At 53.7% G+C, this 26,261-nt stretch carries 17 protein-coding genes and 3 tRNA genes; 8 read left to right on the forward strand and 12 right to left on the reverse strand.

Annotated features, from left to right (window positions below; translation table 11 throughout):
* Positions 1-112: 112 nt before the first annotated feature.
* From SAMA_RS06315 to SAMA_RS06350, 8 genes are all read right to left on the reverse strand, one after another.
* Positions 113-2,194: an MtrB/PioB family decaheme-associated outer membrane protein gene (locus tag SAMA_RS06315; protein WP_011759322.1), complete on the reverse strand. Its 2,082-nt coding sequence runs from the start codon at positions 2,192-2,194 to the stop codon at positions 113-115.
* Between the two features lie 12 nt (positions 2,195-2,206).
* On the reverse strand, positions 2,207-3,133 hold the full coding sequence (locus SAMA_RS06320; protein ID WP_232280541.1) for a DmsE family decaheme c-type cytochrome: 927 nt from the start codon (positions 3,131-3,133) through the stop codon (positions 2,207-2,209).
* 122 nt (positions 3,134-3,255) lie between these two features.
* Positions 3,256-5,226, reverse strand: a complete 1,971-nt coding sequence (locus SAMA_RS06325; RefSeq protein ID WP_011759324.1) for an OmcA/MtrC family decaheme c-type cytochrome — start codon at positions 5,224-5,226, stop codon at positions 3,256-3,258.
* Positions 5,227-5,543: 317 nt separating this feature from the next.
* On the reverse strand, positions 5,544-7,733 hold the full coding sequence (locus SAMA_RS06330; RefSeq protein ID WP_011759325.1) for an OmcA/MtrC family decaheme c-type cytochrome: 2,190 nt from the start codon (positions 7,731-7,733) through the stop codon (positions 5,544-5,546).
* 327 nt (positions 7,734-8,060) lie between these two features.
* Complete coding sequence (locus SAMA_RS06335; RefSeq protein ID WP_011759326.1) at positions 8,061-10,244, reverse strand: OmcA/MtrC family decaheme c-type cytochrome; 2,184 nt, start codon at positions 10,242-10,244, stop codon at positions 8,061-8,063.
* 94 nt (positions 10,245-10,338) lie between these two features.
* A complete protein-coding gene (locus SAMA_RS06340; protein ID WP_011759327.1) occupies positions 10,339-12,258 on the reverse strand; it encodes an OmcA/MtrC family decaheme c-type cytochrome in 1,920 nt (639 codons plus the stop codon).
* Positions 12,259-12,284: 26 nt separating this feature from the next.
* On the reverse strand, positions 12,285-14,381 hold the full coding sequence (locus tag SAMA_RS06345) for an MtrB/PioB family decaheme-associated outer membrane protein (RefSeq protein ID WP_011759328.1): 2,097 nt from the start codon (positions 14,379-14,381) through the stop codon (positions 12,285-12,287).
* Between the two features lie 10 nt (positions 14,382-14,391).
* A complete protein-coding gene (locus SAMA_RS06350) occupies positions 14,392-15,348 on the reverse strand; it encodes a DmsE family decaheme c-type cytochrome (protein WP_011759329.1) in 957 nt (318 codons plus the stop codon).
* Positions 15,349-15,743: 395 nt separating this feature from the next.
* Here SAMA_RS06350 and SAMA_RS06355 point away from each other — a divergent pair, with 395 nt between their 5' ends.
* From SAMA_RS06355 to glnS, 3 genes are all read left to right on the forward strand, one after another.
* A complete protein-coding gene (locus SAMA_RS06355) occupies positions 15,744-15,998 on the forward strand; it encodes a FeoA family protein (RefSeq protein WP_011759330.1) in 255 nt (84 codons plus the stop codon).
* Entirely contained in the window at positions 15,991-18,285 is a 2,295-nt protein-coding gene (gene feoB / locus SAMA_RS06360; protein ID WP_011759331.1) for a Fe(2+) transporter permease subunit FeoB, read from the forward strand. Before SAMA_RS06355 ends, feoB begins: the two co-directional genes overlap by 8 nt.
* A gap of 160 nt (positions 18,286-18,445) precedes the next feature.
* Positions 18,446-20,113: a glutamine--tRNA ligase gene (gene glnS / locus SAMA_RS06365; protein WP_011759332.1), complete on the forward strand. Its 1,668-nt coding sequence runs from the start codon at positions 18,446-18,448 to the stop codon at positions 20,111-20,113.
* Between the two features lie 72 nt (positions 20,114-20,185).
* Here glnS and SAMA_RS06370 read toward each other — a convergent pair whose 3' ends face one another.
* Positions 20,186-20,782 (reverse strand): Yip1 family protein, encoded by a 597-nt coding sequence (locus tag SAMA_RS06370; protein WP_011759333.1) that lies wholly within the window; start codon positions 20,780-20,782, stop codon positions 20,186-20,188.
* 183 nt (positions 20,783-20,965) lie between these two features.
* Here SAMA_RS06370 and miaE point away from each other — a divergent pair, with 183 nt between their 5' ends.
* On the forward strand, positions 20,966-21,733 hold the full coding sequence (gene miaE, locus SAMA_RS06375; protein ID WP_041410194.1) for a tRNA isopentenyl-2-thiomethyl-A-37 hydroxylase MiaE: 768 nt from the start codon (positions 20,966-20,968) through the stop codon (positions 21,731-21,733).
* Between the two features lie 23 nt (positions 21,734-21,756).
* On the opposite strand, the gene SAMA_RS06380 is transcribed toward miaE, so the two are convergent.
* A complete protein-coding gene (locus SAMA_RS06380) occupies positions 21,757-22,473 on the reverse strand; it encodes a UDP-2,3-diacylglucosamine diphosphatase (protein WP_011759335.1) in 717 nt (238 codons plus the stop codon).
* A gap of 10 nt (positions 22,474-22,483) precedes the next feature.
* On the reverse strand, positions 22,484-22,978 hold the full coding sequence (locus SAMA_RS06385; protein WP_041409708.1) for a peptidylprolyl isomerase: 495 nt from the start codon (positions 22,976-22,978) through the stop codon (positions 22,484-22,486).
* Between the two features lie 141 nt (positions 22,979-23,119).
* Between SAMA_RS06385 and cysS the strand changes: the two genes are divergently transcribed.
* Positions 23,120-24,499: a cysteine--tRNA ligase gene (cysS, locus tag SAMA_RS06390; RefSeq protein ID WP_011759337.1), complete on the forward strand. Its 1,380-nt coding sequence runs from the start codon at positions 23,120-23,122 to the stop codon at positions 24,497-24,499.
* A gap of 112 nt (positions 24,500-24,611) precedes the next feature.
* Here cysS and folD read toward each other — a convergent pair whose 3' ends face one another.
* Entirely contained in the window at positions 24,612-25,466 is an 855-nt protein-coding gene (gene folD, locus SAMA_RS06395; protein WP_011759338.1) for a bifunctional methylenetetrahydrofolate dehydrogenase/methenyltetrahydrofolate cyclohydrolase FolD, read from the reverse strand.
* Positions 25,467-25,703: 237 nt separating this feature from the next.
* Between folD and SAMA_RS06400 the strand changes: the two genes are divergently transcribed.
* The 3 genes from SAMA_RS06400 to SAMA_RS06410 all read left to right on the forward strand — a co-directional run bounded on the left by SAMA_RS06400 (position 25,704) and on the right by SAMA_RS06410 (position 26,009).
* Positions 25,704-25,780, forward strand: a tRNA-Pro gene (locus SAMA_RS06400).
* A gap of 64 nt (positions 25,781-25,844) precedes the next feature.
* Positions 25,845-25,921, forward strand: a tRNA-Arg gene (locus tag SAMA_RS06405).
* Positions 25,922-25,933: 12 nt separating this feature from the next.
* A tRNA-His gene (locus tag SAMA_RS06410) sits at positions 25,934-26,009 on the forward strand.
* Positions 26,010-26,261: the final 252 nt, after the last annotated feature.

Here is a 26,261-nt window from a genome sequence, read left to right on the forward strand (position 1 = left end):
ATCCGGTATGAGGAGACCAGGTTTGCAGAAACCCGCAGAGATTTGAGGGCGGAAAAGGTGGTGCCGGACCAATAAAAAAGCCCGCAGCAGCGGGCTTTTTCGGGCTTGCGCGTTAGAGCCGATAGCTCATGCTAAGCATAACCAGGTGGGCGTTGTAATCATGGTTCATGGAGCCAAAACTCACCAGATTCCAGATGCCATCCACGGCAATATCCCGGGCTTCATCGTTATCACGGTAGTTTTCCATGCGATAGTCGAGGCGCACGGCTATGCGCTCACTGGCCTGGAACTGGGCGTACAGGTTCAGATTGTGCACCTTGGCAAAATAATCGCCGTAGTCGCCGGTGATCCCCTGACGTACCTGAGTTGTACTCTCTGAATCCGAGAAGCTGTAATCGGCGCCGAGTTTCAGCCTGCCATCCATCAATTGGTTGTAGGCCAGACCCAGACCATAGACATCTACCTTGTCTTCGATATCGGAGAACCAGTTGGCGGTGGCAAAGTTGCTGCTGCCAGCCTGGGCCGAGTCGATGGTTTGGTGGGTGTAAAAACCACTCAAAAGCAGACGTTCAGTGAGCTGCCAACTAAGGCTGGCATCGTAGCCCAAATCCTTGGATTCGGTCAGACCAATCTGGGTAGCATCGTAATCATCGAGGGCATAACGCACTCCGAAATCGAGACTCAGGGTGTCGAGCGGTGTGTGGGACACGCGCATTTCAGCCTGGGTGCGATTGCGATCTGCCAGATAGTACTTACGCAGCAGGGCATTGTTCTCCGACGAGGTCCATTCGCTTGCCTGGTATTCACTGCCGCCGCGGGTGCCGTAACTGCCTTTGAGCGAGAAATCCCAGTGTTCGAAGTTACCCAGGCGCAGTCTTGCCCAGCCGGTGGTTTCTTCAGTGGTCTCTCTGTCCTGGTAGTTGCGCTCATCTACCCTGTAGTCCACACCGCCATCGAGCTTGATACCGCGGCTGACACGGTAATCGGCACCGGCCTTGAATCTGTGGCTGGTGTGGTCATAGGGGGTGTTGTACGCCACCTTGCCGGACACATTGTTGATGCTGATCTGCGTCCACTCTTCGACCTGAGTCTTGTTGTCACGGTCACTGTAATCGTAACTGCCTGACAGACGCAGGTCCTTGTTGACGCGGCTGGACGCTTTCAGGGTCATGCCAATGATGTCCACTTTGGCATCCACAGCTTCCACAGGCAGGGCATAACCATAACCCGTGGTGACCAGCGGCTCATCCTGGCTCATCTGACCTGCCATCAGACGTCCGGTAAGCTGACTCTTGCCATCGTTGTAGAGTCCCTGCAGCGACACCGTGTGGGCCTGATTATCAGGATCCAGCGCCATAGCGCCACTTCTGGCCGCACCAAAGGTGGGATGGAAGGGGTTGTCAAAACTCAGCTCGCTGTAGCCATTTGAGAAACGGCTGCCGTTGTACACCAATGCCAGGAAGCCATTATCGCCCTTGAGCTTGACACCGGCTTCCACTGTATCTGTGGTGTAATCCACAGGCTCTGGCAGCATGATGGACTGGTTGAAGAAACTGCCGGAGGCGGTTTTCAGCCCCGTCTTTTCTTCCCGCTGATAATGCACATAGGTGGCAAAGGCGGACTCGCTTTGATAGGCAAAGCCCAGGCCAGCCTTCTCGCGTTTGAGTGATATTTCAAAGGGATTGGCCGAGGCCAGACCGCTCATACCGTCACTGGAGCCTGAGTATACCCAGTCACTGGGCAGGGTTAGGGTACCCGAGCCAATGCCTTCAAATGGGCTGACCAGGGTATCAGACTCATAGGTCTTGATGCTGCGATAGTCCAGACTCACGTTGTAACTGCCGGGGCGACCGGTTTTCAGGCTGGCATTGGCGTTATCCATGCCAAGATTCTCGGCATTGAACTCGGTGCGATAGCCTGATTCCGTCACGTGGCGCACGTCGGCATCCACTTTGTACGGCACTTCCTCGTCGCTGCCAAAGCTGTTGGCGGAGCGAACATCATCTGTGTCCTGATAACCTACACCTATGCCGATGTTACCCTGAGTGCCTGTTTCCAGCGTACAGCCCTTACAGGCCCAGGCATCGAATTTCACCTTGTCGGTGTTGGCATTGTTCAGGCTGTAGCCACCGGCCAGTGCCGGAGCTGAGGCCGCCAGCAGCGCCAGGGTGATCATATTGAGTTGAAATCTCATGATGGCGCCTCCTTAACGTTGCAGCAGCTTGCCGGATGGATGATTGGAACCATGCACCTGGCTGTGACAATTCAGGCAGCTTCTGCCACCGGTGAAGGCGTTATCGCCCACTTCGCTGCCAAAGCCTGTGTTGCCCAGGTTGGCACGGCTGGCGTGGCCATCGCTTGCGTGACATTCCTGACACAGCATGGGGGCACGAGCCTTGAGCATGGCGTCATTCACACTGCCGTGGGGATTGTGGCAAGCGGCACAATTCTCAGTGACGGGCGCATGCTCCCACAGTTTTGGGCCCCGTTTCTCCGTGTGGCAGGCATAGCAGGTTTCGTTTACCGACGGTTTCACCAACGCGGCATCGCCCAGGCTGCCGTGGGGGTTGTGGCAGTCACTGCACACCATCTGGGCCCATTTGAGCGGATGGCTGGAGCGCTTGTTCAGTTCAGTCTTTTGCTTGGTGTGACAGCTGGTGCACACTTCCATCTCTGTGCTCTTGGACAGCACAGGGTCTTTGGCAGTGTGCACACTGTGGCATGAGGCGCAGGCTACATCGGCATTGTCGTGGTGACCGCCATTCCAGGCCATGCGCTTGTCATCCTGGTGACATGACATACACACACTGTTTTGCTTTTCGGCGCTCAGGGTGGAATCCTTGCCGAAGGTGATCATCGGTTCGTTACCACCCTTGTTGTGTTTGCCCATGGGGCCGTGGCAGGACTCGCACTGCAGCCCGGCCATGGGGCTTTTGCTTGAGTCAGTTGCACCATGGACACCCTTGAAGAGATCCATGACTTTTTCAGACTTTTTGTGGCACATCAAACAGGAATCGGCCCCTTTGGGCGAGTAGTCGCCTTCGGCGAACTTCTTGTCCAGTGTGGCCTCAACCTCGTCGGGAGTCATCTTGGCGTCCCATTTTGCGGCCTGTGCGGGGCTGTGCATCAGCATCCCCGAGACAAGCAGCGAGCCAAGGATGGCGCTGAGGGTTAGTGTTTTCATCATCTCGTTTCCTTATTTGACCGGTCTCCAGAGGGGAAGGGGAGAGCGGACTCTCCCCGGGATAGGGTCAATTACATTTTCACCACAGTGTGGTCGGTAACACTTGGCTGGTGACAGAAGAAACAGGTTTCCTGCTGCGCCGCCTGGTTGGCTTCCACATAGTCACCGTCGACGATGGCACCCATGTTGGTCAGACCGTGGCCAATGCTTTCCTGGCTGTGGCAAGAGGTACAGGTGGCCGTGATGGGCGTGGTGTACTTACCGGCAGATGTGGCCAGAGCACCCTTCATCTTGAAGGCATCCAGGTTGAAGTCGTTGTGACACTGACGGCAGTCGTTGAAGACGCCTTCTTTACCGTGCACCACGTGCAGCTTCATCTCGAACGCACCTTTGTTGGCGCCACCGGCATATGTACCGTCAGGGGTGTGACAGGCCACACAGGCATCGACGCCCACAGTCAGCTTACCGTTCACTTCGCGGCCCAGCTGCTCACTCATGATAAAGCCGGCGTGATAGCCCTTGTGAATGTCAAAGGTTTCACCGTGACAGCCCTGACAGCTGGCAAAGTTCACCGAGTCGATATGGCGGAAGTTTGCAGTCTCGCCTGCCTTGGTACCGTGGGCCAGTTGAGCCTTCATTGACTGGGTAGCAACACCGTCGCCACAGTCAACAAACTCGGTGCCGCTGACACACATTTCCAGACCAACGAAGGTAAAGGCGGTATTGGTATCGCCAGCACCGAAAGGCAGGGCAGGTATGGTGTATACCAGCTTGCCGTCAACCACAGTCACATCGGCTTGCAATGCGCCTGACTTCACCAGATCTTTGGTCACTTTCTTCTGACCATTTCCTGGGCTTGGGTTGTAGCCCATGATGGGGAAGTTAGGGCCCACGTTGGTGATGGTTTCAATACGCTGGATTTTGGTCATCAGGCTATTGGCATCTACCGCATTGCCGGCAGCATCGGTAATCACCAGAGTCAGCGTCGCGCTATTGTCCTCATTACCGACCAGAGTGGTGCTCATGCCAAGCTTGGCGACCAGCTCTTTTGCGGCCTTACCCTGAGCGGTGTGCAGCTCGGCGGTCCAGTCGCTGTTGTGACAGGCTACGCAGTTGCTGTTATCGGCCTGCATGGAGTGGCCTTTCCCGGCGGCAAAGTCGATATTGGTGTGGCAGCTGCCACAGCTTTGAGCGGTAGGGATACGGGTCCAGTTGGCCCAATCGGGGGCAACTTCGGTCTCAACGTGGCAGCTCTGGCAGTTTTCCAGTGCGGCAACGCCAAAGGCGGGTTTAATCTTGTTGTCGGCGTCATCCAGGTTGAAGTGGATGTCGTGGATGAAGACGTTGAACTCTTTGCCTTCACTCACGCGACCGGGGGTGTGGCAGCTGGCGCAGAAGTTAACATCACCAGTCATGTGGCCAGCTTCCTGTACGTCACCGTGACAGGCGTTACAGCTTTCGGTGGCAACAATTTTGCGGCTGTAGAAGGCATCAGCACCTGAGTCGCCCATAAAGTCGGTCAGGGCGGTGGTGCCGGGCACTGTGGTGCCATCTGGCAGGGGCACGTTGTAGTTACGGATCACCAGACGCTGGGCCAGCTGAGCCTTGTATTCTGAGCGGGTAGAGTCGGCCAGGTTGGCACCGAAGGTGTAGCTGTAGCGACCATTTTTGTGGTCTACGAAAGTGCCTGGACACTTGGCGGCTGGCAGGTCACAGGTTTCGTCCAGCAGGTATTCCCACTGGGAGCTGTTACCTGCACCGGTTGCACCTTCAGGTAGCAGCTGCTCGGCATAGAAGCGCATTTTTTGCAGACCAACAACGGGTTTGTCTTCTTCGTTGGTCACGGTGAATTCGACCTTGGTGATACCGTCGTTAATGCGGGTATCGTTGAAGGTGAAATGCAGTTCGGCAATGGAACCTGCAGGCTCTCCGCCCGGGTTACCTGGGTTGCCGTCGCTGCCATCACTGCCACCACAGGCGGTTAAGCCCAGGGCGCTGGCTGCTATCAGCAGTGCGATTTTGGTTTTTTGTGTGTTCATCATGATGTTCCCTGCATAGGTTGACATTGCTTCGCGGCCGGGCGGCTTACCATTTGGGGTGCCGTCTAGTGGGTTGGCCATCTAAGTCAATGTTGGAAATAGCATTCCCCAGGGAAAAGTTACCTCATAGGGGGTAGAAAATCTGTCTTGGCGTGTTCAATGTGTGAACTGGATCCGGCTATTTCAAAAGGGGTATCAGCGGCGGGGGAATAAAGCTGTTTCAGATCAAAAAATACGTGATTTTATTGCACAATTTGCATCAAGTTGCATCAAAAAAGGGGGAGCATAAGCTCCCCTTTTTTTCACATTAAGGCTAAGCCTTATTTGTTGTGCAGTCCACGTATCTGCTCTGCAGTGTGGCAGGTAGAGCAGCTTTCCTTGGCACGGGTGCGCACATCATCAGCACTGGTACCATCGACAATACCGCCGTTGGTTTCGATGTGTGCCTTGGCCGCGTCACCCATGTACTTCTGGTGACAGCTCATGCAGGCACCGGCATCGGAAGATACCCAGACATCCACGCCGCCGTTGTCCTTGTCGCCATAGCGCCATACACGGTCAGGTGCACGTCCCAGAGTAATACCCTTGTCGGTGTGACATGTGCTGCAGTCGGTCTTGAGTACAGTACCAGTCTGGGCGCCGGCATACTTAAGGTAGTGACCAGAAGCGCCGTGAGCCTTGTAGGCAAAGCTGGTTGGCTTCTTGCCACCTGGGTATGCAGCGTCATCTTTGGTCGTCTTGTCAGAGGTGTGGCAAGTCTGACAGTTCACACCGTTATCGTAGTGATACACCTGCTGGTTGTGACAACCCTGACACTTGGTCGAGTCGATAATTTCACGGCGCATGACGGCTTTGGCTGCATCGTCCACGCCACCGTCTTTCCAGACGAAGTGCAGTGGCGCGTCTTTCACTTCAATCTTACGCACACCGTCGGTGGCGCAGTCAGTCATCACCACGTCGGGACGACCATAACCGCCGTTGTTGAAGCACACCTTCAGTGCTGACCACAGCTCAAAGGTCTTGCCGTTGGCATCCGCAGGCAGGTTTATCTTGCTGGCCGTCAGGGTGTAGCTCTTGTCAGTGGCATCGTAGGTGCCTTCTTTCAAGGCGATACGACGGTTACTGTAGGAGCCTTCATAGTAGCCGGGGTAATCTTTGTCGCTGTCCCAGGCCATAACTACGCGGCTGCTGGTGTCGAGGAACTCAGTGCCAACGGCGTTGCCGTCTTTATCCAGCACCTGCACCTTGAAGGTGAACTTACCGTTAGTGTCTGCGCCTATGTTACTGAACTTGACTGACATCCCCTTGGTGGTGTCATAAGCCTTGAGCACATCACCGTGCGCTTCGGCGCCGCTGCGTGAGTAACCATCTTCGATGTGGCAACTCATACAGTCTGTGCCCGCACCGTACTTGTAGTGGGTGTCGGACGGCAGCTCGCTGTGACACGCAATACAGGCGGTGTTGCTGAGGTTGGCTTTAAAGAGATCCGCATTGGCAGGGGCGCCAGCACCTTCTACGTGACAGGCAGCACAGTCCGCGGCGGGTCCCTGTGGATACATGACCTTGCTGTAGTCATGCATACCGCCACCATATCCAATCACCTTGTATGGCGCCTGTACCATTTTCTCCTCGGTTGGAGAGTAGGTCATGCGATGTTCGCCTTTATGGATGGCGTGGATCATATAGGTAAAGTCGACACTGTTGCCTGACTCAGGATCGCCGGATGTGGCAGTGTGGCAAGAGGCACAGTTTTCAAGGTCGATACGACGACCACCGTGGAGCTTGAGGCTCTCAGGTTGGTGGCAGGTGTAACAGGTCTCAATACTGACCACATCACGGGTTTGAATGCCTTCGGTTTTGCCGGAGGCAGGCTGCCAGTCATAGTGGGCGTTGGCGGTGACCTGGGGCAATTCCAGCTCCAGGGTGGCTCTTTGAGTGTTATTGGCGTCAAACACAACCGGCAGAGGCTCGGTAACGTTGGCGATATTAATCTGGAAAGTATAGCTGTAGCTGCCGTCACCATGGTCAACCAAGCAGGTATCGCACTTATTGGCGGCTTCTACGTTGGCCTGATACTGAGCTGAGGGATTGATATCGGCATCGCCCTCTGGCAACCAGGCTGGATTGGGCTCTTTTTTGCTGTTGATGTAGGCTTGCCACTGGTAGCCGCGATTGGCTTCGGTGGCCTGGTCGCCTTCACCCACTGTCTCTGTCACTTCGGCGAGTTGGGCAATACCAAAGCGCAGGTCGTGATCCTTGGTCAGCCCCAACACGGCAACGCCGTTGGCGTTTTCCAGGGTGAAGTCAACGCTCAGTACACCGGCATCGATGCTGGCATTGGTAAAGGTGGCTTTGAGGGTTGATGTTTTGTCAATGCTGACGCCAATGACACCATCTTTGCCGTCTTCACCATCTTTGCCGTCGCTGCCGCAACCGACGAGCGTTAAAGACAGTAATCCGGCACCCAATATCGCTTTTGTCGCGGCATTGAAGTTGAACCGTTTCATCATAATATTTCCCTGCAAGTGTATTTGTCATCGCCATTAACTTGCGGTTAATCAAAACAAATCTCATTAACTACAGTGAATGGGTGGATTTATGTTTCCAAGGTTAAGGCTAACCAAGTGATGCAGAATAATCAGTCACTTTCGCCGGGTTATGTGATTGAGATCGGACTATTTCTTTAGGGGTAGAATGGGTGTCGGGGCAAAACATAATCTTGATCAATAAAAGCGGATTTACCCAGTGCGGATTACAAAAAGACACAACAAAAAGGGAGGCGATTGCCTCCCTTTTGGGTGTTTACCATTTAAGGGGTATCAAACTGCTGATACACCTCAGTTGCCGTGAACTTCCATTAGCTGCGTTGGCGTATGGCAGGTAGAACAGGTTTCTTTGGCACGATTGCGGACATCGGCCTCATCCATTCCATCCAGAATACCGCCGTTGGCCGTGATGTGTGATTTGGCGGCATCACTCAAGTATTGTTGGTGGCAGCTCAGGCAACTTCCTGCATCGGAAGAGACCCAGATTTCGGCACCATTGTTTTGAGTGTCACCATAGCGCCACACACGTTCAGGTGCTCGACCAAGGGTGATGCCGGTAACGCTGTTGCCAGCTTCGGTGTGGCAGGTGGCGCAATCGGTCTTGAGCACGGTTCCCGATTGCAGCCCGCCATACTTGAGATAGTGGCCTTCACGCTCGTGTGCCTTCCAGGCAAAGCTGCTGGGCATACGACCACCGGGATAGGTTGTACTGTTTCTCAGTGTTTTATCCGAGGTGTGGCATGTCTGGCAATTGACGCCGTTGTCATAGTGGTGAATTTCCTGACCATGGCACGCCTGGCACTTGGCGGTGTCGATAATGGCACGGCGCATAGCCGCTGGCTGCGAGCTGTCGATACCATTATTGCCCCAAACAAAGCGATAGGGGCTTTCTTTAATGGCAACGGTTCTGACCCCATCAGCACTGCAATCAGTCAGTTGTATATCTTCAACCCCATAACCACCGTTATTGAAACAGGCCTCCAGTGTGGACCAAATCTCAAAGCTCTTTCCGTCCGGCATTGCAGGCAGAGCCGCACTTGGCGTCAGCGTGTAGCTTTTCTCGGTGGCATCGTAGCTGCCTTCGCTCAAGCGAATGCGACGATTGCTGTAGGAGGCTTCATTGTAGGCGGGATAGTCTTTATCTACATCCCAGGCCACGACCATGCGGCTGCTTTGGTTGATAAACGTCTGGTCCATCGGTGCGCCATTTTTGTCCAGCACCTGCACCTTAAAGGTCATTTTGCCTGCATTGGCACTGACATCGAGTACTTTGACGCTCAGCTCGCTTGCCAGAGTGTAGGCCTTCATTACATCGCCGTGGCGTTTGGTAGGGCTGCCGGTGCCATGGTAAGTGTTGTCGGTATTGTGGCATGCCATACAGTCAGTGCTGGCGTGATGGGAGGAGGGCTTTTCCGAGTGGCAGGCCACGCAGGCGGTGTTGCTCTTTTCGGCTTTGAAGAGCGCGGCGTCTGCGGGTGCACCTGTGCCTTCCTGGTGACACACACTGCAGTCGGACGCCGGTTTTCTCGGGAAGTGCACCAAACCATAGTCATGCACACTGCCGCCGAATCCCACAATCTTGTACGGGTCGTCTACCTGATTGCCATCGGCATCAAAGGTATGACGTTCTGCACCACGGTGGATGGCGTGAATAAGGTAGGTGAATTCGACACTGTTGCCCGATTCAGGATCGCCGGAGGTTGCCGTATGGCAAGCAACACAGTTTTCCAGATCCAGCCTGCGTCCACCGTGTAACTCCAGGCTTTCCGGTTGGTGACAGGTATAACAGGCCTTGATGGTGACCACATTTCGGGTTTGAATGCCTTCGGTGTTGCCGCTGGAGGGCTGCCAATCGAAATGACCGTTTGCAACCACCTGAGGCAGCTTCAGCTCCATGGTGATCCTTTGGGTGGCATCCGCATTGTAAACTACCGCCAGTGGTTCTGTGACCTGGGCGATGTTCACCTGAAAACTGTAGCTGTAGCTGCCGTCGCCATGGTCAACCAAGCAGGTATCACAACCGTTGGCGGCTTCCACGCCCGCCTGATATTGGGGGGACGGGTTAAGGCCATCCACACCTTCCGGCACTGTGCCTGGCTGGCGAAGACTGTTGATATAGGCCTGCCACTGATAACCCAGGTCGGCTTCTCTGGCCTCGTCTCCCGTACCTATGGTTTGGGTAACCTGGGTTAACTGGGCGATGCCAAATCGGAGGTCGTGCGCCTTGGTTAACCCAAGCACAGCAACGCCATTGGCATTGGTCAGTATAAAGTCGGCAGTGACTTTGCCATCTTCGACCCTGGCATCGGTGAAGTTCACCTTAAGCGTGGCAGTAGAATCAATATTGACGCCAACAACGCCGTCCTCGCCATCTTTACCGTCCTCACCGTCGCTGCCACAGGCAAATAGTGTCAGCGATATCAGGGCGGCCAACGCCAGGCGGGTAGTCCTGTACACCTGTCTTTGGAAGTTCATCTTTGTATCCCTGCATTGCGTTTATTGCACGAATGGGACCGATGACAGCTGGCCCCCTAATTATCGCCGCCCAAAAAGGGCGGCTTTTTAATCATCAATGAATTGGGTGAACCTTAAGCACATCGGCCATGCCACCCTGGCTGTGACAGGTGTTGCAGCTTTCGGTGCCCGCGCTGGCATCGGCCTTGGTTCCGGCAAACACGCCACCCTGTTGGGTCATGTGGTTTTTGGCGCTGTCGGACTCGTGGCAGTTACTGCATATGGCTGCGGTGGGACTGGTAAAGCTGCCATCATTCAATGCCATGGGCTGCACCGCTGCAGAAAGCGGCAGCGCTATGCTGAGTACGCCATCGGCGTTGTTGGTGTGGCACTGGGCGCAGTTGCCAATGTTGCCGGGATAGTTGAGGGTCTCGAAGCCTTCAAATTTGCCCCTGTGCAGTGCATGAATGAGCTGCTTGAAGTCAGCCGTTGTATGGGCAGGGTTGGCGGCAGTGGCATCCGCCTGCATATTGTGGTTGTGACACAGCTGGCACTGGCCCTCCAAATCGTTGCGGGCACCATGGAAGTTAAGCTTCTGATCGCCATGACAATTACCACATGTTTCGTTGGTCACCACGGTGCGACGTCCGGCAGTGGTCAGCATGGAAGCATCAAAGAAGCGGTGCGATGATTTGATAACCAGCACATCTACACCATCACCACAGGCAACCAGCTTGCCATCGGCAGCGCAAACGCGGCCTTGAACAGCAAGGGTGCCGGTGTCTGCTTCTGTACCCGCAGGCACGGTCAGCCCGGTGATCTGATAGCTGTTTACTCCATTTTCAGAGGCCACAGCCGCCGTGCTTTGCAGTCTTATTGAGCGGGCGCTGCGGGTGGTGTAATCCATGCTGCCGCCCCAGTTGGCGTAGAGGCGCAAATCCGACACGAAGTCCAGGCTGTCGGCGGCGCCGTAGACTTCACCACTTTGCGGATTGACGAGTTTGACGCCCACAGTGACAGTACCTGCGGCCATGCTGGCAGATGTCAGCTGTACCTCAAAGGCGGCCAGTGCATCGTCGTTTGCTTTATCGGAGTGCACCTCGGCAGTCCAGTCTGCGTTGTGACAGGCTACACAATTGGCGTTGGTTGGCTGTGCAGGGTGTCCTTCACCTGCGGGGAAATTAATGTTGGTATGACAGCTCCCACAGGCCTCCATGGTGGGGATTTTGTGCCAATTCTGATTGTCGGCGAGCGCCGCATCGTTTTTGTGGCATGTCTCGCAATCGGCCAATGGCTGGGGAAACCCTGCCAGGTGTTTGCTATGCACCATGGGCGCAAACACATTCGCGGGATTGGATACCCGGGTGGCATTGTGGCAGGTGACACAGGTTTCGACTTGATTGTATCTGCTGCCATGGAAGGCCAGATTGCTGTGACAACTGTTACAGGTGTCGATACTGACAATATTACGGGTATAGGCAGGTTCGCCAGCGCTTTGCCAGTCCTTGTGGGCATTGGTAATGGGCAACGGCGTGCCGTCGGGCAGGCTATCGCCGCCAAGCTTGATCACCAAACGTTGGGTGGCGCCGTCTATCAGGCTTTGACCGTTCATGCCATCAAAGGGGGCGCTGAAACTGTATGTATAGATACCGGTTTTGAGGTCGGTATAGCTGCCGGGGCAGGTGGCGGCGCAGTTTTCAGAGCCGAAGTATTGCCAGGTGCTGGCATTGCCAGCGCCGGTATAGCCTTCGGGTACCAACTGGGCTGCGATAAAGGTGGCTGATGGTATGCCCACTACCACTTCATCATCCTGGTTGGTCACCCGGTATTTTACCGAGGCAACGCCATCGGTGAAACCGACGTCCATAAATTCCACGTGCAGGCTTTGAATCGTCATCGCCGGTTCGCCGCCCGGATCGCCGGGCTTTCCGGAATCGCCATCACTGCCGCCACAGGCGGTCAGTGCCAGCAGAGTTGCTCCCGCCAGTGGCAGGCGGCAAAGGCGTTTAATACTTATTCTTTTGCTGATACTCATGGTTGCGTTCCTTCCTTGCGTGCCTGTTACCACTGATAACTGAAACTGAATCCGAGATAGTGCGCCTGATAATCGTGGCTCAGTGAACCAAGCAGGATCAGGTTGGGTATGCTGTCCGGTGTGAGTCCGTCGTTGCCCCAATCCATGTCGCTGTAGTTCTCATAAAGCCAATCGATGCGGAGCGACATGGCATCGCTGAGCTGGTAATTGGCATAAGCACTGACGTTATGGCGGGTTGCGCTGTAGGGACCGTAGATGTTTGACAGGCCCAGGCTGACTTCGGTGTCACTGTTGCCATCGCTGTAACCATAGTCGAGCCCTAGGCTGAGTTTGTTGTCCATCAGGTTTTGCCATTTCAGCCCAAGGCTGGCGGATGTATGCTCATCCCGGTTTTCGCCGGTCCAGCGGCTGACGCCGGAGTTGCTGCCAAACTGGGTGGTATCACGCCAGTCCATGCCCAAAAATCCGTTCAATAGCAGATGTTCAGTCAATGGATAGCCGGCATTCATGCCAAAACCTGTGTATTGCACTTCGCCAAGGCCAAGCTCACTCTCGCTGTAGTCTTCGTTGCCCGAGTGGACATTGAATTGCAGCGATACATCCGCGAAATAATGGTCTGTCATCAAGCGAAGTTCGCGCTTGTCCCTGTCGGCAAGAAAATACTGGCGCATGGCGCTCTGATTTGGCATCTGGGTGTTGCTGCTGGTCTGGTAGCTATCACCACGACGGGCGCTGACTTCGCCTTTAAGACTGACGCGCCAGCCTGCCATAATCTGCCCCCGAACAGTGGCCTCGACGTGGTTTTCGAATACCGAGTCCCGGCTTAGTTCGCTGTAACTGTTGTGGTCGTAGCGGTATAGGGTGTCCAGATCCCATTGGCGGCTGAAGCGGTATTTTGCACCCAGTTTCAGCAGCTGGCGGGTTCTGTCGTAGCCTTTGTTGTAGTACTCACCACGATAGATGCTGTCGGTTGTGACCAGTGGGTAGAGGTACTCGGGGGTTTTATTGTCGCGGTCGCGAAAATCATATGAGGCGCGCACCGAGAATTCCCGGCTGAGCCTGTTGCTGTATGCAAGCCCCAGCTCCATCAGGTCCACCTGAGTATCCGGGCTCATGACAGGCAATGCAGGAGATGGGCCGGTTACTGTGGCATTCAGCAGCGGCTCATCCTGGGTCAGGTGGCTGAAGCGTGCTCGCATAATGGCCTGCTGCGCCCCTTCAAAAAACTGCAGGTCGGTTCCCAGGCTAAACGCCTGATTATCTGGATCAACCGCCATTTGCCCGTTATAGGCTGCACCAAAGGTAGGGTAGAAGGCGTTGTCGAATGCAAGACGCTGATGATCGTTACTGTATTTGCTTATCTGGCCGTTGATGCCACCCAAAAACCTGTCACCGCGCCAATATACCTTGGCATCGAGGGTGTCTGTGCTGTCGTCTATGGGTTTGGCAACCATGGCAGCATTGGTCAGCAGGTTAACGCTGCTTCGCTGGGCGCCTTCGCGGGTTTCGTGCCGAAAGTTGAGTTCACTGGTAAAACTGTCACCGGTAACGGCACCGCCAAGTTCAAAGCGCTGACGTTTTTTCTCCAGTTTCACCGTGTGTGCATCCTGCAGCCGTGTCATGCCTGCGGTGGTGCCGGCGGTTTGCCAGTTATCCGGCAATACCAGCAGGTCGCCCTCAGCGCTGTAAGGCGTTACGCCTTGATTGGTGTCGTACCGGGCGAGCGCACGATAGTCGAGATAAAACTGGTAGTGGCCGGGCTTTTTGATGGCGAGCCTGGCGCTGGATGCATCAAATCCCAGCTTGTCGGCCTGGAAGTCGAGTCGGTAATCCTTGTCGCCGCGGTGTTGAATGTCGGCGCTGACAAAACCGGTGGCTCCATCGGCGTCTGTGCCTGTGGTGTTGGCAAAGTGGCTGTTTTCGCCGTCCTGCCAGGCTACGCCGGCGGTGATGGCTGAGGTGGATTCCGACTTGATTTCACATCCTTTGCAAACCCAGGCTTCTTTTTTTACTGTGCTGCGGTTGGCGTCTTTCAAGCCGTAACCCGCCAAGACCTGTCCGGACATCCCCAGGAGTATGGCGGAAGCTATCAGGCTCAGCGTGGGGGAGAAATGGGGTTTCATTTGAGTCTCCTTAGCGCTGCAGCAGCTTGCCGGATGGATGATTTGAGCCGTGGACCTGACTGTGGCAGTTCATACAGCTCTGTCCGGCGGTAAAGGCACTGGGTGCCGTGCCGAACTGGGCATTGGCGGTGTGGCCAACACTGGCATGGCATTGCTGACACAGCTGAGGTGCCTTAATCGTCAGCATGGCTTCGTTGACGCTGCCATGCACCTGATGGCAACTGGCGCAGTTATCTGTTACCGGGGCGTGTTCCCAGAGTTTGGGACCGCGTTTTTCGGCGTGGCAGGCATAGCAATTCTCATTGATGCTCATCTGCTTAAGGCTGGACTCACCCAGGCTTCCGTGGGGATTGTGGCAGTCACTGCACACCATCTGGCCGTTTTCGACTGGATGACTGGAGCGCTTGTGGATATCGGCCTTTTGTTCGAGATGACACGCAGTACACACCTCGACTTCGGTGGCTCTTTGCTGAACCGGATCCTTGGCAGTATGGATCAGGTGGCAGCTTGCGCAGGGAATGTCAGCGCTGTTGTGATGGCTGCCTTCCCAGGCCATACGCTTGTCGTCCTGATGGCAGGAAAGGCACACGCTGTTTTGTTTGTCGGCGGCGACCGGGGCGTCTTTACCGAAGGTGATCATCGGTTCCTTACCGCCCTTGTTGTGGTTGCCCATAGGGCCGTGGCAGGCTTCGCATTGGAGATCGGCCATGGGGGACGCGCTGGAGTGGGTACTGCCGTGGACGTTGTCGAACAGCGCCATGACGGTTGCGCTCTTCTTGTGGCACATCAAACAGCTGTCAGCACCCTTTGGGGAGTACTTGCCTTCGGCGAACTTTTTGTCGAGCGTCGCCTCAACCTCTGACGGCGGCATGTCTTTCCAGGGCGTTGCTGCTGCCTGAAACGAAAACAGCAGGCTCAGCAGACACAGGGTCAGCATCCTGCATTGCAAGGGGATTTCCATCTTCATTCTCATACTTCCTGAGGCGCGTTCGGGTTTATAGTTATTTATGGTTCGCTAATTGAGTAATTGAGCGAAGCACTAATGCAAAAGTGTAGTTTAAATTTGCGACAAGTCATTAACACCGCCGCATCCAGTTATTAATAATTAGTCTGATTTTTCAAGGATTATGGAGAAAGTGTGATGAGTGTCACGCCGTGAATCTCTGGTTGGTCTAGGTGCTGTTCCGAATTAGTTCATATCAGGCATTTATTCTGCGTATCTTTTGCCGCATAATTGGCGACTAATTGAAAATTATTATCGTTACCAGTCAGAAAGTTGATCCAGGTACGATTATCCACTGATGGACTTGGTTAGAATGCCTGTCAGTCGATGATTGAGATTAAGCAGGGTGGACCTTGTTAATGAAATTGAGTGACCTTCGCCCGGGCGATAAAGCCGTAATCGCCGAAGTAGGGCATTTGGACCTGCCTCAAACAGTTAAACGTAAATTGCTGTCGATGGGGATAACACCCAACACCCGTTTGACTTTTATCCGTAAGGCACCCCTGGGCAGTGGTATAGAGCTCGATATCCGCGGCAGTAAGCTTTGTATGCGTCTGGAGTTGGCTCAAATCATTGAGGTCAATCCAATTGAGGCGGGAGTCGTTCATGGCTAAGCAATTTCACTGTGTCACCGTTGGTAATCCCAATGCCGGTAAGTCCACCCTTTTTAATGCCTTGACCGGTGCCAACCAACAAGTGGGTAATTGGTCAGGGGTAACGGTAGAAAAGAAAACTGGCCATTTCAGTCTGAGCGGCGCTGATGTATACCTCACTGATTTGCCTGGTATTTATGACATTCTGCCTGCGGGTAAGAGCTGCGATTGTTCCCTCGATGAACAAATCGCCCAGCAGTATCTGGCTGAACAGCATATGGATGGCATTATTAATCTGATAGATGCCACCAACATTGAGCGCCATCTGTATCTCACCGTGCAACTGCGCGAGCTTGGCATCCCCATGGTGGTGGTGGTCAATAAAATCGACATCGCCCTGAAACGTGGTGTCCATGTCGATATTCAAAAGATGTCTCAGGAGCTGGGCTGTCCCGTGATTGCCGTATGCGCCAGAGAAGCGAAAGACGTTCTCAAGGTGCAGGAGCAGGTTGTTGCTCTGTTGGAAGGCAAGGTCTCAGAAGCCCCCTTGATGCTGGGTTATGAGAGTGCCATTGAGCGCGCCGTCGCTGAACTTATGGAAAAAGATAACGGCCTTAGCCGTGGCCGTGCGCTTGCCATGCTGGGCAACGGTTTGGGCTGTGGCCAGTGCAAGAACAGCGAGTTTGAATCGGAAGTAAGCCGCTGCGCCGATGGTCTTAAGGCCAAGGGGCTGGACATCGAATTGATGGTGGCCACGACACGCTTTAATTTTGTTGAGCGCGTTTATCGTGCGGCTGTTGCCAATGATGACGCGCCTACCTTAAGTGACCGTCTGGACGGACTGGTGTTACACCCGGTGTTGGGCGTACCCGTGTTCCTGCTGGTCATGTATCTGATGTTCATGTTCGCCATTAACGTGGGCAGTGCCTTTATTGATTTTTTCGATATTACCGCCGGCGCCTTGTTTGTTGACCACTTTGGCGCCCTGCTTGGCAATTGGGGCGCGCCAGAGTGGCTTGTTACCCTGCTGGCCGGTGGTATTGGTCAGGGCATTCAAACAGTCGCTACCTTTATTCCGGTGATTATGGCGTTGTTTCTGGCGTTGTCGGTGTTGGAAAGCTCTGGCTATATGTCCCGCGCCGCCTTTGTAGTGGACGGACTGATGCGCCGCATCGGTTTGCCAGGCAAGGCGTTTGTGCCCATGATTGTTGGCTTTGGCTGCTCAGTACCCGCCATCATGGCTACCCGTACTCTGGGCAGTGAACGTGAGCGTATTGTAACCGGTATGATGGCACCCTTTATGTCCTGTGGAGCACGTCTGCCGGTGTACGCGCTGTTTGCGGCGGCTTTCTTCCCTGAGTCAGGCCAGAATCTGGTGTTCCTGCTTTATATCATCGGTATTATCGCTGCCATTGGCACCGGGCTTTTGCTGCGAAGCACCCTGTTGCCGGGTGTGAGCAGCGCCGTGGTAATGGAGCTGCCAAACTACGAGATGCCTAAATTTAAGGCTGTGGTATCCCGTACTGGCAAGCGTACCAAAAGCTTTATCCTTGGCGCCGGTAAAACCATTGTGCTGGTGGTCACCCTGCTGAACTTTATCAACGCCGTTGGCGTGGATGGCACCTTTGGCCATGAAGACAGCAGCGAGTCTGTGCTTAGCGTGGTGAGTCAGAAGGTTACACCCATTTTTTCACCCATGGGGATTGAAGAAGGCAACTGGCCTGCCACAGTGGGTATCATCACAGGGATTTTTGCCAAAGAAGCGGTAGTGGGTACCCTGAACAGCCTTTACAGCACCCCCGGTGCTGACGAAGAAGGGCTTACGCCGCTGTCTGAGTCTGTCAGTGAGGCGCTTGCCACTATTCCTGCAAACTTGCTGGGTATTGCTCCTGAAGATCCTATGTCCATGTCGGTGGGCGATGTATCCAGTGTGGATACTGCAGCAGAAGAGCAGGGCGTTGACCGCTCAACCTTCAGCGCTCTGCAGTCTGGATTCAGTGGTCAGCTTGCTGCTTTCTCTTATCTGGTGTTTGTGCTGCTTTACACCCCGTGTGTAGCAGCGATGGGCGCGCTGGTAAACGAGTTTGGTAAGGGGTGGGCTGTTTTTGCAGCAACCTGGACCTTTGGCCTGGCTTATGGCACAGCAACTCTGGTGTATCAGTGGGGCAATGTGGCCGTGCATCCACTGCAAACCCTGCTCTGGACTGCCGTTATTGCCGGTGCTTTGATAGCCTTCTTCATCTATCTGAAGCAAAAAGGTCGTAAGACCCAACAGATTATTCCCGGGATACGCATCATCACAGAATGATGAGCATCAACGCGAAATCAAAAAAGCAGCCCGCGGGCTGCTTTTTTAATAGCAACGCCCTGAAGCGGGCAGTTTTTTATGTGCGGGCATTGTCAGCGGCAGGTTTCTGTAGGATCATGCAGGTTTTGAAAAATTTGCCACTGTTTGCAAGAGGAACTCCATGAGTCACGTGGACAACGAAGTACGTCCCAGTAACTTCATTCGCAACATCATAGATGAAGATTTGGCCAGCGGTAAGCACACCAGTGTGCACACACGTTTTCCGCCGGAGCCAAACGGCTATCTGCACATTGGTCACGCCAAATCCATCTGCCTGAACTTCGGTATCGCAGAGGATTACAAGGGCCAGTGCAACCTGCGTTTTGATGATACCAATCCTGAAAAAGAAGACATCGACTATGTCAACTCAATTCAGGAAGACGTTAAGTGGCTCGGATTCCAGTGGGATGGCGAGGTTCGCTATTCATCCAACTATTTCGATGAGCTTTACGGCTATGCAGTTGAATTGATCAACAAGGGCCTGGCTTATGTGTGTTTTCTCAATGCCGAGGAAACCCGCGAATACCGTGGCACTCTGAAAGAGCCGGGCCGTAACAGCCCTTATCGTGACACCTCTCCCGAAGAAAACCTGGCGCTGTTTGAAAAGATGCGCGACGGTGGCTTCAAAGAAGGTGAGTGCGTACTGCGTGCCAAAATCGATATGGCGTCGCCCTTTATGTGTATGCGCGACCCTGTGATTTACCGCGTGAAGTTTGCCCATCACCACCAGACCGGTGACAAGTGGTGCATCTATCCGATGTACGACTTTACCCACTGTATTTCAGACGCGCTGGAAAACATCACCCATTCGCTGTGTACGCTGGAGTTCCAGGACAACCGTCGTCTGTACGACTGGGTGCTGGATAACCTCAATGATTTCCAGGCGCCTAACCGTACCCGTCAGTACGAGTTTTCCCGTCTGAATCTTGAATACACCCTGATGTCCAAGCGCAAGCTGAACGACTTGGTGGTACGTGGTCTGGTGTCCGGTTGGGACGACCCTCGCATGCCAACCATCGCCGGTCTGCGTCGCCGTGGTTACACGCCAGCGTCTATCCGCGAGTTTTGTCAGCGCATTGGTGTGACCAAGCAGGACAACCTGGTTGAAGTAGGCATGCTTGAAGCCTGTATTCGTGAAGACCTCAACGAAAATGCCCCACGCGCCATGGCCGTTATTCGCCCTATTAAGGTGATCATCGAAAACTTCACCGCTCCAGAGCTTGAGTATGTGAAGGCGCCTGTGCACCCCAACCTCGAAGAGATGGGTGAGCGTGAGCTGGCGTTCGGCCGTGAGATTTACATCGACGCCGCCGACTTCCGCGAAGAAGCCAACAAACAGTACAAGCGTTTGGTGCTGGGCAAGGAAGTGCGTCTGCGTAATGCTTATGTGATTCGAGCCGAGCGCTGCGAAAAAGATGCCGAAGGCAATGTCACCACCGTTTACTGCACCTATGATCCTGAGACTCTGGGCCAAAACCCAAGTGATGGCCGTAAGGTGAAAGGTGTTATTCACTGGGTAGAAGCCACCACTGCGCTGCCTGCTGAGTTCCGCCTGTACGATCGCCTGTTCATCGATGCGAATCCGGCCGCTGCTGAGACCGTGGATGAAGTGCTGAACCCAGCCTCGTTGGAAGTGGTGCACGGCTTTGCTGAGGCGCCGCTGGCCAACGCCAAAGCCTCTCAGGCATATCAGTTTGAGCGTGAAGGCTACTTCTGCGCCGACAGCAAAGACTCGGCTCCGGGCAAGTTGGTGTTTAACCTGACGGTGGCTCTGCGCGAATCCTTCTGATTATTGAGCAGATAACTTAAAAGGCGCCAATGGCGCCTTTTTTTTCGGTGAAAAACTCTCTGTTGCTTTAAATTACTGCAGCATTGGGCCAAAGCCCAGGCTCCACAAAATTACGCTGCCAGCCATCAGAGCAACCAGCAAAACAAGACCTGCGGTCACCACAGAACTCGCGTAAATAAAGCCTTTTTCTTCAGGGATGTTCATGATAATGGGTACGCCGGTGTATAGCAGGTAAACCGAGTAAGCCAGACCAATCAGGCCAACCACCATCATAAACCAAAGCACAGGATAGAGCGCCGACAGGCCCACCATAAAGAGGGGGGTGGCAGTGTAGGTTGCCAATTCGAGAGCTTGGGTAAAGTCAGGTTTGGCATCGAAGGTAATGGCCATCCAATGTGCCAGGTAGGCAAGTCCAAATACACCGGCTATCAAGCCAAAATACATACCAACGGACATATAAATGGCACTTTGACTGGTCAGGAATAAAGGCTCTCCTGCGCCCGGATTCCAGCCGATATGGGCCATGGCAAAGTAACTGCAAATAGGTGGAATGAGTGCGATGAGCAAAAGATGACTCATGCTGCTTTTCAGTGCTTCGTGGTTCTTTTCAATTGTGTGCCACTCTTCTTTTGGATGAGTGTATAGCCCCAATAAGTGATTCAGTACCATTATAATTATCCTTGTTCAGCAGTGATCCCCGTGCTCGCCAAACTGCAGACGAGCCTGTTACAGCTCTGAGATTATTTATTGAACAAAAATTGACATCCGTCAAGGTGGGTAAATCTTGCTACTGTTAACGCGCGAGCTAAGTCAGTAGAATGGCGGGTTTTAATAAATGAGGGAAATTGTGTGATAGAGCAGTTGTTGGCGCCAGTCAGAGGATTTCTAGCCTGCGAAACTCCTGATGCCTGGATTGAGAAAGCCAAAGACCCCGGTGTGTTACAGTCGATTTTGGTTGACCATTGCAACTGCGAGCTGAAAGCCGCACAAACTGCCCTGTTCTTAATCCGCAAATATGCGGTAGACCCTGAGTACAGTTCGGCGCTGCTTGCCTGGGCAAAGCCTTATGAAGAATTTGTCTATCACAAAGACAGGGATATGAAGGCCTTCCTGGCCCGCACCGGGAAAAAGAACGAACTGGCTACAGAGCTTAAACCCAAATCAGGCGTTGCATTTGGCGACGAACTAATCGCCAGAATGGTTCGCTTGATTAAGGAAGAGTTTCATCATTTCGAGCAGGTGCTTGAAATCATGCATGCCAGAGATATTCCCTATACCAATATCAACGCAGGACGCTATGCCAAGGGCATGATGAGTCATGTGCGTACCAGTGAGCCTGCAACTCTTGTCGATAAGCTTATCGTAGGTGCCTTTATCGAGGCCCGCTCCTGTGAGCGTTTCGCCAAACTCGCCCCCTTTATGGATGAAGAGCTTGAGCGATTTTACGTGTCGCTTTTACGTTCAGAGGCCCGGCATTATCAGGATTATTTGACCCTTGCCGAGATGATTGCGGGGGAAAATATAGACCAGCGCATCGCTTACTTCGCCGGGGTGGAAGCGGCGTTGATTCAAGGTGCAGATGACGAGTTTCGCTTTCACAGCGGGGTGCCGAATACCTGAGCGCTTTTAGTTGGCACCAGGTTTCAGCTGCCGCCAAGGGGCTTAGCCTGAAGGTTGGGTCCTTCGGCAGTCATTTCCAATACGCTGCTTTGGCTGTACCAGTCTCCCACGACAATACGGGTACCGGCACTTTCATGGTGTATGGCCGGTCTGTGAGTATGGCCGTGGATCATTTGCCTGCAGCTGTGCTTTTGCAACAGGTCTGCAACCGCATGGGGTTCGGCATCCATGATGTACTGACTCTTCAGCTGATTGCCAGCCTTGCTTTTGGCCCTGAGATTAGCGGCGATGCTCAATCGCTTACTTTGGGATAACTTGCTGTAAATCCACTTCACCCAGGGCTGGTTTCTGAACCAGCGAAAGCGCTGGTAACCCTTGTCGAGGGTGCAGAGGCTGTCGCCGTGAAGCAGCAGCGTGGGAATGCCGTAGAGGTTGATTTGATGCACTTCATCAAGTAGCTGCATCTTACTGATAGCTGCAAACTGCTTCCCAATTAAGAAATCACGGTTTCCGTGAATGAAATAAATTGGCAGCTTGTGGCTGAGCGCAGCAATATCGGCCGCGATATCCAGTGCGAAGGGCTCCGCAATATCATCACCCACCCACACTTCAAACAGATCACCCAGAATATACAGGGCATCCACATCATCGAAGGACTGTGAGAGAAAGCGACGAAAGGCCGAGGTAATATCGGGGCGATCTGCACTCAAATGCAGATCGCCGATAAAGAGGGTGCGCATCTGACCTGAATTAGCCTTCGATGCTGACCTTTTGAATAACAACGGCTTCCAGCGGAACGTCCTGATGCATGCCGCGGTTGCCGGTGTTTACGCCCTTGATGGCGTTTACTACGTCCATACCTTCAACTACTTCACCGAACACGCAGTAACCCCAGCCCTGCATGGATTCCGATTTGAAGTCCAGGAAGGTGTTGTCATTTACGTTGATGAAGAACTGGGCCGTCGCCGAATGCGGATCGGAAGTACGGGCCATGGCGATAGTGCCAACCTTGTTGGACAGACCGTTGTTGGCTTCATTTTTCACTGGCTCATGGGTGCGCTTTTGCACCATATCTTCGGTAAAACCGCCGCCCTGGATCATAAAGCCATCGATAACACGGTGGAAAATAGTGCCATCGAAGAATCCTTCGCTGGCATAGCGTTGGAAGTTTTCGGCAGTGACCGGTGCTTTTTCGTGGTTCAGGGCGATTTTGATATCGCCAAAGTTGGTGTGCAATGTGATCATCGTTGCGGTACTCATTTGAAAGTGTCGGCGGATTCTAACTTATCTGGAACGGCCCTGAAAGTGCAGTATTCAAGGGCTTTGGAGCATGATAGACTCACAGGCCTGATTTTACACCCAGTGCTTAGCGGAAAGAGAGCAAGAATGTTGAAGATATACAATAGTATCAGTCGTCAAAAAGAGGAGTTTAAACCCATACAGCCAGGCAAAATTGGCATGTATGTTTGTGGTGTGACGATCTATGACCTGTGCCACATCGGCCATGGTCGTACTTTTGTGTGTTTTGACATGATTGTGCGTTATCTGCGTTACCGCGGTTACGAGGTAAATTACCAGCGCAATATCACCGACGTGGATGACAAGATCATCAAGCGCGCCAACGAAAATGGCGAGAGCTGTGACAGCCTCACTGAGCGTTTAATTGGTGAAATGCATGCCGATTTCGACGCGCTAAACATGGTGCGTCCAAGCTTCGAACCCCGCGCAACCCTTCACATCGACGAAATCATCGACATGGTGACCCGTTTGCTCGACCGTGGTCATGCGTATGTCGCTGCCGATGGCGACGTGCTGTTTGATGTGTCCTCGTATGCCGCATACGGCCGCCTGTCAGGGCAGGACCTCGAGCAGCTGCAAGCCGGTGCTCGCGTTGAAGTGGATGAAAACAAACGTAATCCAATGGATTTCGTGCTGTGGAAGATGTCCAAACCCGGCGAGCCTACCTGGGATTCGCCGTGGGGTCCGGGTCGTCCAGGTTGGCACATCGAGTGCTCGGCCATGAACAGCAAACATCTGGGGCTTCATTTCGACATCCATGGCGGTGGCAGTGATTTGCAGTTCCCGCACCATGAAAACGAAATTGCCCAGTCCTGCTGCGCCCATGACACACCATATGTGAACACCTGGATGCACACAGGTATGGTGATGGTTGACCGCGAGAAGATGTCCAAGTCCCTTGGCAACTTCTTCACCATCCGTGATGTGCTTGCACATTACGATGCCCAAACCGTGCGCTATTTCCTGCTTTCCGGCCACTATCGCAGCCAGCTGAATTACAGCGAAGACAATTTGAAACAGGCTCGTGCTTCTCTCGAGCGTATGTATACCGCACTCAAAGGTCTGGATCTGACCGTCGAAGCCGCTGGTGCTGATGAGTTTGTCAGCCGCTTTATGGCCGCAATGGACGATGACTTCAACACCCCAGAAGCCTATTCAGTGCTCTTTGACATGGTGCGTGAAATTAACCGTCTGAAAACCAGCGACATGGCCGCAGCATCCCAATTGGGTGTGGCACTCAAAGAGCTTGCCGAAGTACTGGGCATTTTGTCTTCAACACCTGAGGCTTTTCTCCAGGGCGAAGGTAATGCCGACGAAGTGGCTGAAATTGAAGCACTGATCGTTGAGCGCAACCGTGCCCGCGCCGAGAAGGACTGGCCTGCTGCCGACGTGGCCCGTGACCGCTTGAACGCCCTCGGCGTAGTGCTTGAAGATGGCCCGGAAGGGACTACCTGGCGAAAGAAGTAAACTGCTTCTGAGTACCAATAAAAACGCCTGCAATTGCAGGCGTTTTTATTGGTACATCGTTATGTTGCTGCCGTTACGCTGGCAACTTTTGCCATAGTAAAGGTATCACCACTCAGTCGTGATAGTTCTCAGCGGCATAGAGGGTGTTTTCCAACAGACTCGCAATGGTCATTGGCCCCACGCCACCAGGCACTGGAGTGATAAAGGCTGCACGTTCTGCCGCCACGTCGAATTCAACATCCCCTACCAAGCGGCCGTCATCGAGACGGTTGATACCCACGTCAATCACAATGGCACCGGGCTTAATCCAGTCGCCGGGAATAAAGTGGGGTTTACCCACGGCCACAACCAGCAAGTCAGCCTGACGCACCTTATCTTCGAGGTTTTTGGTAAAGCGATGGCAGGTGGTGGTGGTGCAGCCTGCCAGCAGCAACTCCAGTGTCATGGGGCGGCCCACGATATTGGAGGCACCAACCACGACGGCATCCAGACCATAGGTATCCACGCCGGTAGAGCGGATAAGGGTCATGATGCCCATAGGGGTGCAGGAGCGCAGCACAGGAATGCGCTGTGCCAATCTGCCCACATTATAAGGGTGGAAACCATCGACATCTTTATCGGGGCGAATACGTTCAATCACCTTGGAAGAGTCAATGTGCGCAGGCAGTGGCAATTGCACCAGAATGCCATCGATGGCCGGGTCTTCATTGCAGCGGTCAATCAGCGCCAGCAGATCGTCCTCGCTGGTGGTGTCGGGCAGGTCAAAGGACTGGGATAAGAATCCGACCTCTTCGCAGGCCTTGCGCTTGGAACCAACATAGACCTGGGAGGCGGGATCCAACCCCACCAGGATTACGGCAAGACCCGGAATGCGCTGGCCGGCCTCTTTACGGGCTTTTACCTTGTCGCTGAGGGTAGTGCGAATGGCACGGGCAATGGCCTTGCCATCGATATTTTGGGCTGTCATGGGTGTAGGGCTTCCTGTATTCGACTGTGGTAAACCAGCCTGAAGTTTTTAGCGCGCACATTCTAACAGCCAAGGGCCACAGTGTCATTGTCCCCATTGGCGGCAAATCCCGATAACTCTGTATTGTTCTATAATTCGCCAGGCAGATTTTAGCCTTAAAAAAATCGTTGACGGGTGTCAGGTGAGGGGATAAGATGCGCTCCGTTCTAACGCAAGGCGTCGATAACAGAACGATTTCGGTGATTAGCGCAGTCCGGTAGCGCATCTGCTTTGGGAGCAGAGGGTCAGAGGTTCGAATCCTCTATCACCGACCAAATTATAAGTTGATGCAGGTATGCGTCGACTCCCCGGATAGGCTTCAACGATTGTTGATACCTTGCGCCCGTAGCTCAGTTGGATAGAGCATCCGCCTTCTAAGCGGATGGTCGCAGGTTCGAATCCTGCCGGGCGTGCCATAAAATTCAGTGGTGACTGTAGCTCAGTTGGTAGAGTCCCGGATTGTGATTCCGGTTGTCGTGGGTTCGAGCCCCATCAGTCACCCCACTTCTTCAGAAGGTTAAAAAGCGGCCAATGGCCGCTTTTTTTCTAGCCTTAATCGCCGGTTTCAGGCTCGACTCAAGCAATATCGGTGGCTATAATGTCGCGTCTTGATAACTGTCAACCATGAGCGACCAGTGCCGACGCGCCCGTCGTGACAGGCATTAAAGTCAATTTCAAAGATCAAGAAACGAACACCTTAATAGTTGAACACTCGGCTATTTACAAAGGACGTTAGACATATTTCGAGGTAAAACA

The sequence above is a fragment of the Shewanella amazonensis SB2B genome (assembly GCF_000015245.1).
GTDB classification, from domain to species: Bacteria; Pseudomonadota; Gammaproteobacteria; order Enterobacterales; family Shewanellaceae; genus Shewanella; species Shewanella amazonensis.

What these genes read in the sequence shown, in the direction of transcription:
- SAMA_RS06315 (WP_011759322.1), bottom strand. Translation starts at nt 2,194, where the DNA reads ATGAGATTTCAACTCAATATGATCACCCTGGCGCTGCTGGCGGCCTCA.
- SAMA_RS06320 (WP_232280541.1), bottom strand. Translation starts at nt 3,133, where the DNA reads ATGCTGATGCACAGCCCCGCACAGGCCGCAAAATGGGACGCCAAGATG.
- SAMA_RS06325 (WP_011759324.1), bottom strand. Translation starts at nt 5,226, where the DNA reads ATGATGAACACACAAAAAACCAAAATCGCACTGCTGATAGCAGCCAGC.
- SAMA_RS06330 (WP_011759325.1), bottom strand. Translation starts at nt 7,733, where the DNA reads ATGATGAAACGGTTCAACTTCAATGCCGCGACAAAAGCGATATTGGGT.
- SAMA_RS06335 (WP_011759326.1), bottom strand. Translation starts at nt 10,244, where the DNA reads ATGAACTTCCAAAGACAGGTGTACAGGACTACCCGCCTGGCGTTGGCC.
- SAMA_RS06340 (WP_011759327.1), bottom strand. Translation starts at nt 12,258, where the DNA reads ATGAGTATCAGCAAAAGAATAAGTATTAAACGCCTTTGCCGCCTGCCA.
- SAMA_RS06345 (WP_011759328.1), bottom strand. Translation starts at nt 14,381, where the DNA reads ATGAAACCCCATTTCTCCCCCACGCTGAGCCTGATAGCTTCCGCCATA.
- SAMA_RS06350 (WP_011759329.1), bottom strand. Translation starts at nt 15,348, where the DNA reads ATGAAGATGGAAATCCCCTTGCAATGCAGGATGCTGACCCTGTGTCTG.
- SAMA_RS06355 (WP_011759330.1), top strand. Translation starts at nt 15,744, where the DNA reads ATGAAATTGAGTGACCTTCGCCCGGGCGATAAAGCCGTAATCGCCGAA.
- feoB (WP_011759331.1), top strand. Translation starts at nt 15,991, where the DNA reads ATGGCTAAGCAATTTCACTGTGTCACCGTTGGTAATCCCAATGCCGGT.
- glnS (WP_011759332.1), top strand. Translation starts at nt 18,446, where the DNA reads ATGAGTCACGTGGACAACGAAGTACGTCCCAGTAACTTCATTCGCAAC.
- SAMA_RS06370 (WP_011759333.1), bottom strand. Translation starts at nt 20,782, where the DNA reads ATGGTACTGAATCACTTATTGGGGCTATACACTCATCCAAAAGAAGAG.
- SAMA_RS06380 (WP_011759335.1), bottom strand. Translation starts at nt 22,473, where the DNA reads ATGCGCACCCTCTTTATCGGCGATCTGCATTTGAGTGCAGATCGCCCC.
- SAMA_RS06385 (WP_041409708.1), bottom strand. Translation starts at nt 22,978, where the DNA reads ATGATCACATTGCACACCAACTTTGGCGATATCAAAATCGCCCTGAAC.
- cysS (WP_011759337.1), top strand. Translation starts at nt 23,120, where the DNA reads ATGTTGAAGATATACAATAGTATCAGTCGTCAAAAAGAGGAGTTTAAA.
- folD (WP_011759338.1), bottom strand. Translation starts at nt 25,466, where the DNA reads ATGACAGCCCAAAATATCGATGGCAAGGCCATTGCCCGTGCCATTCGC.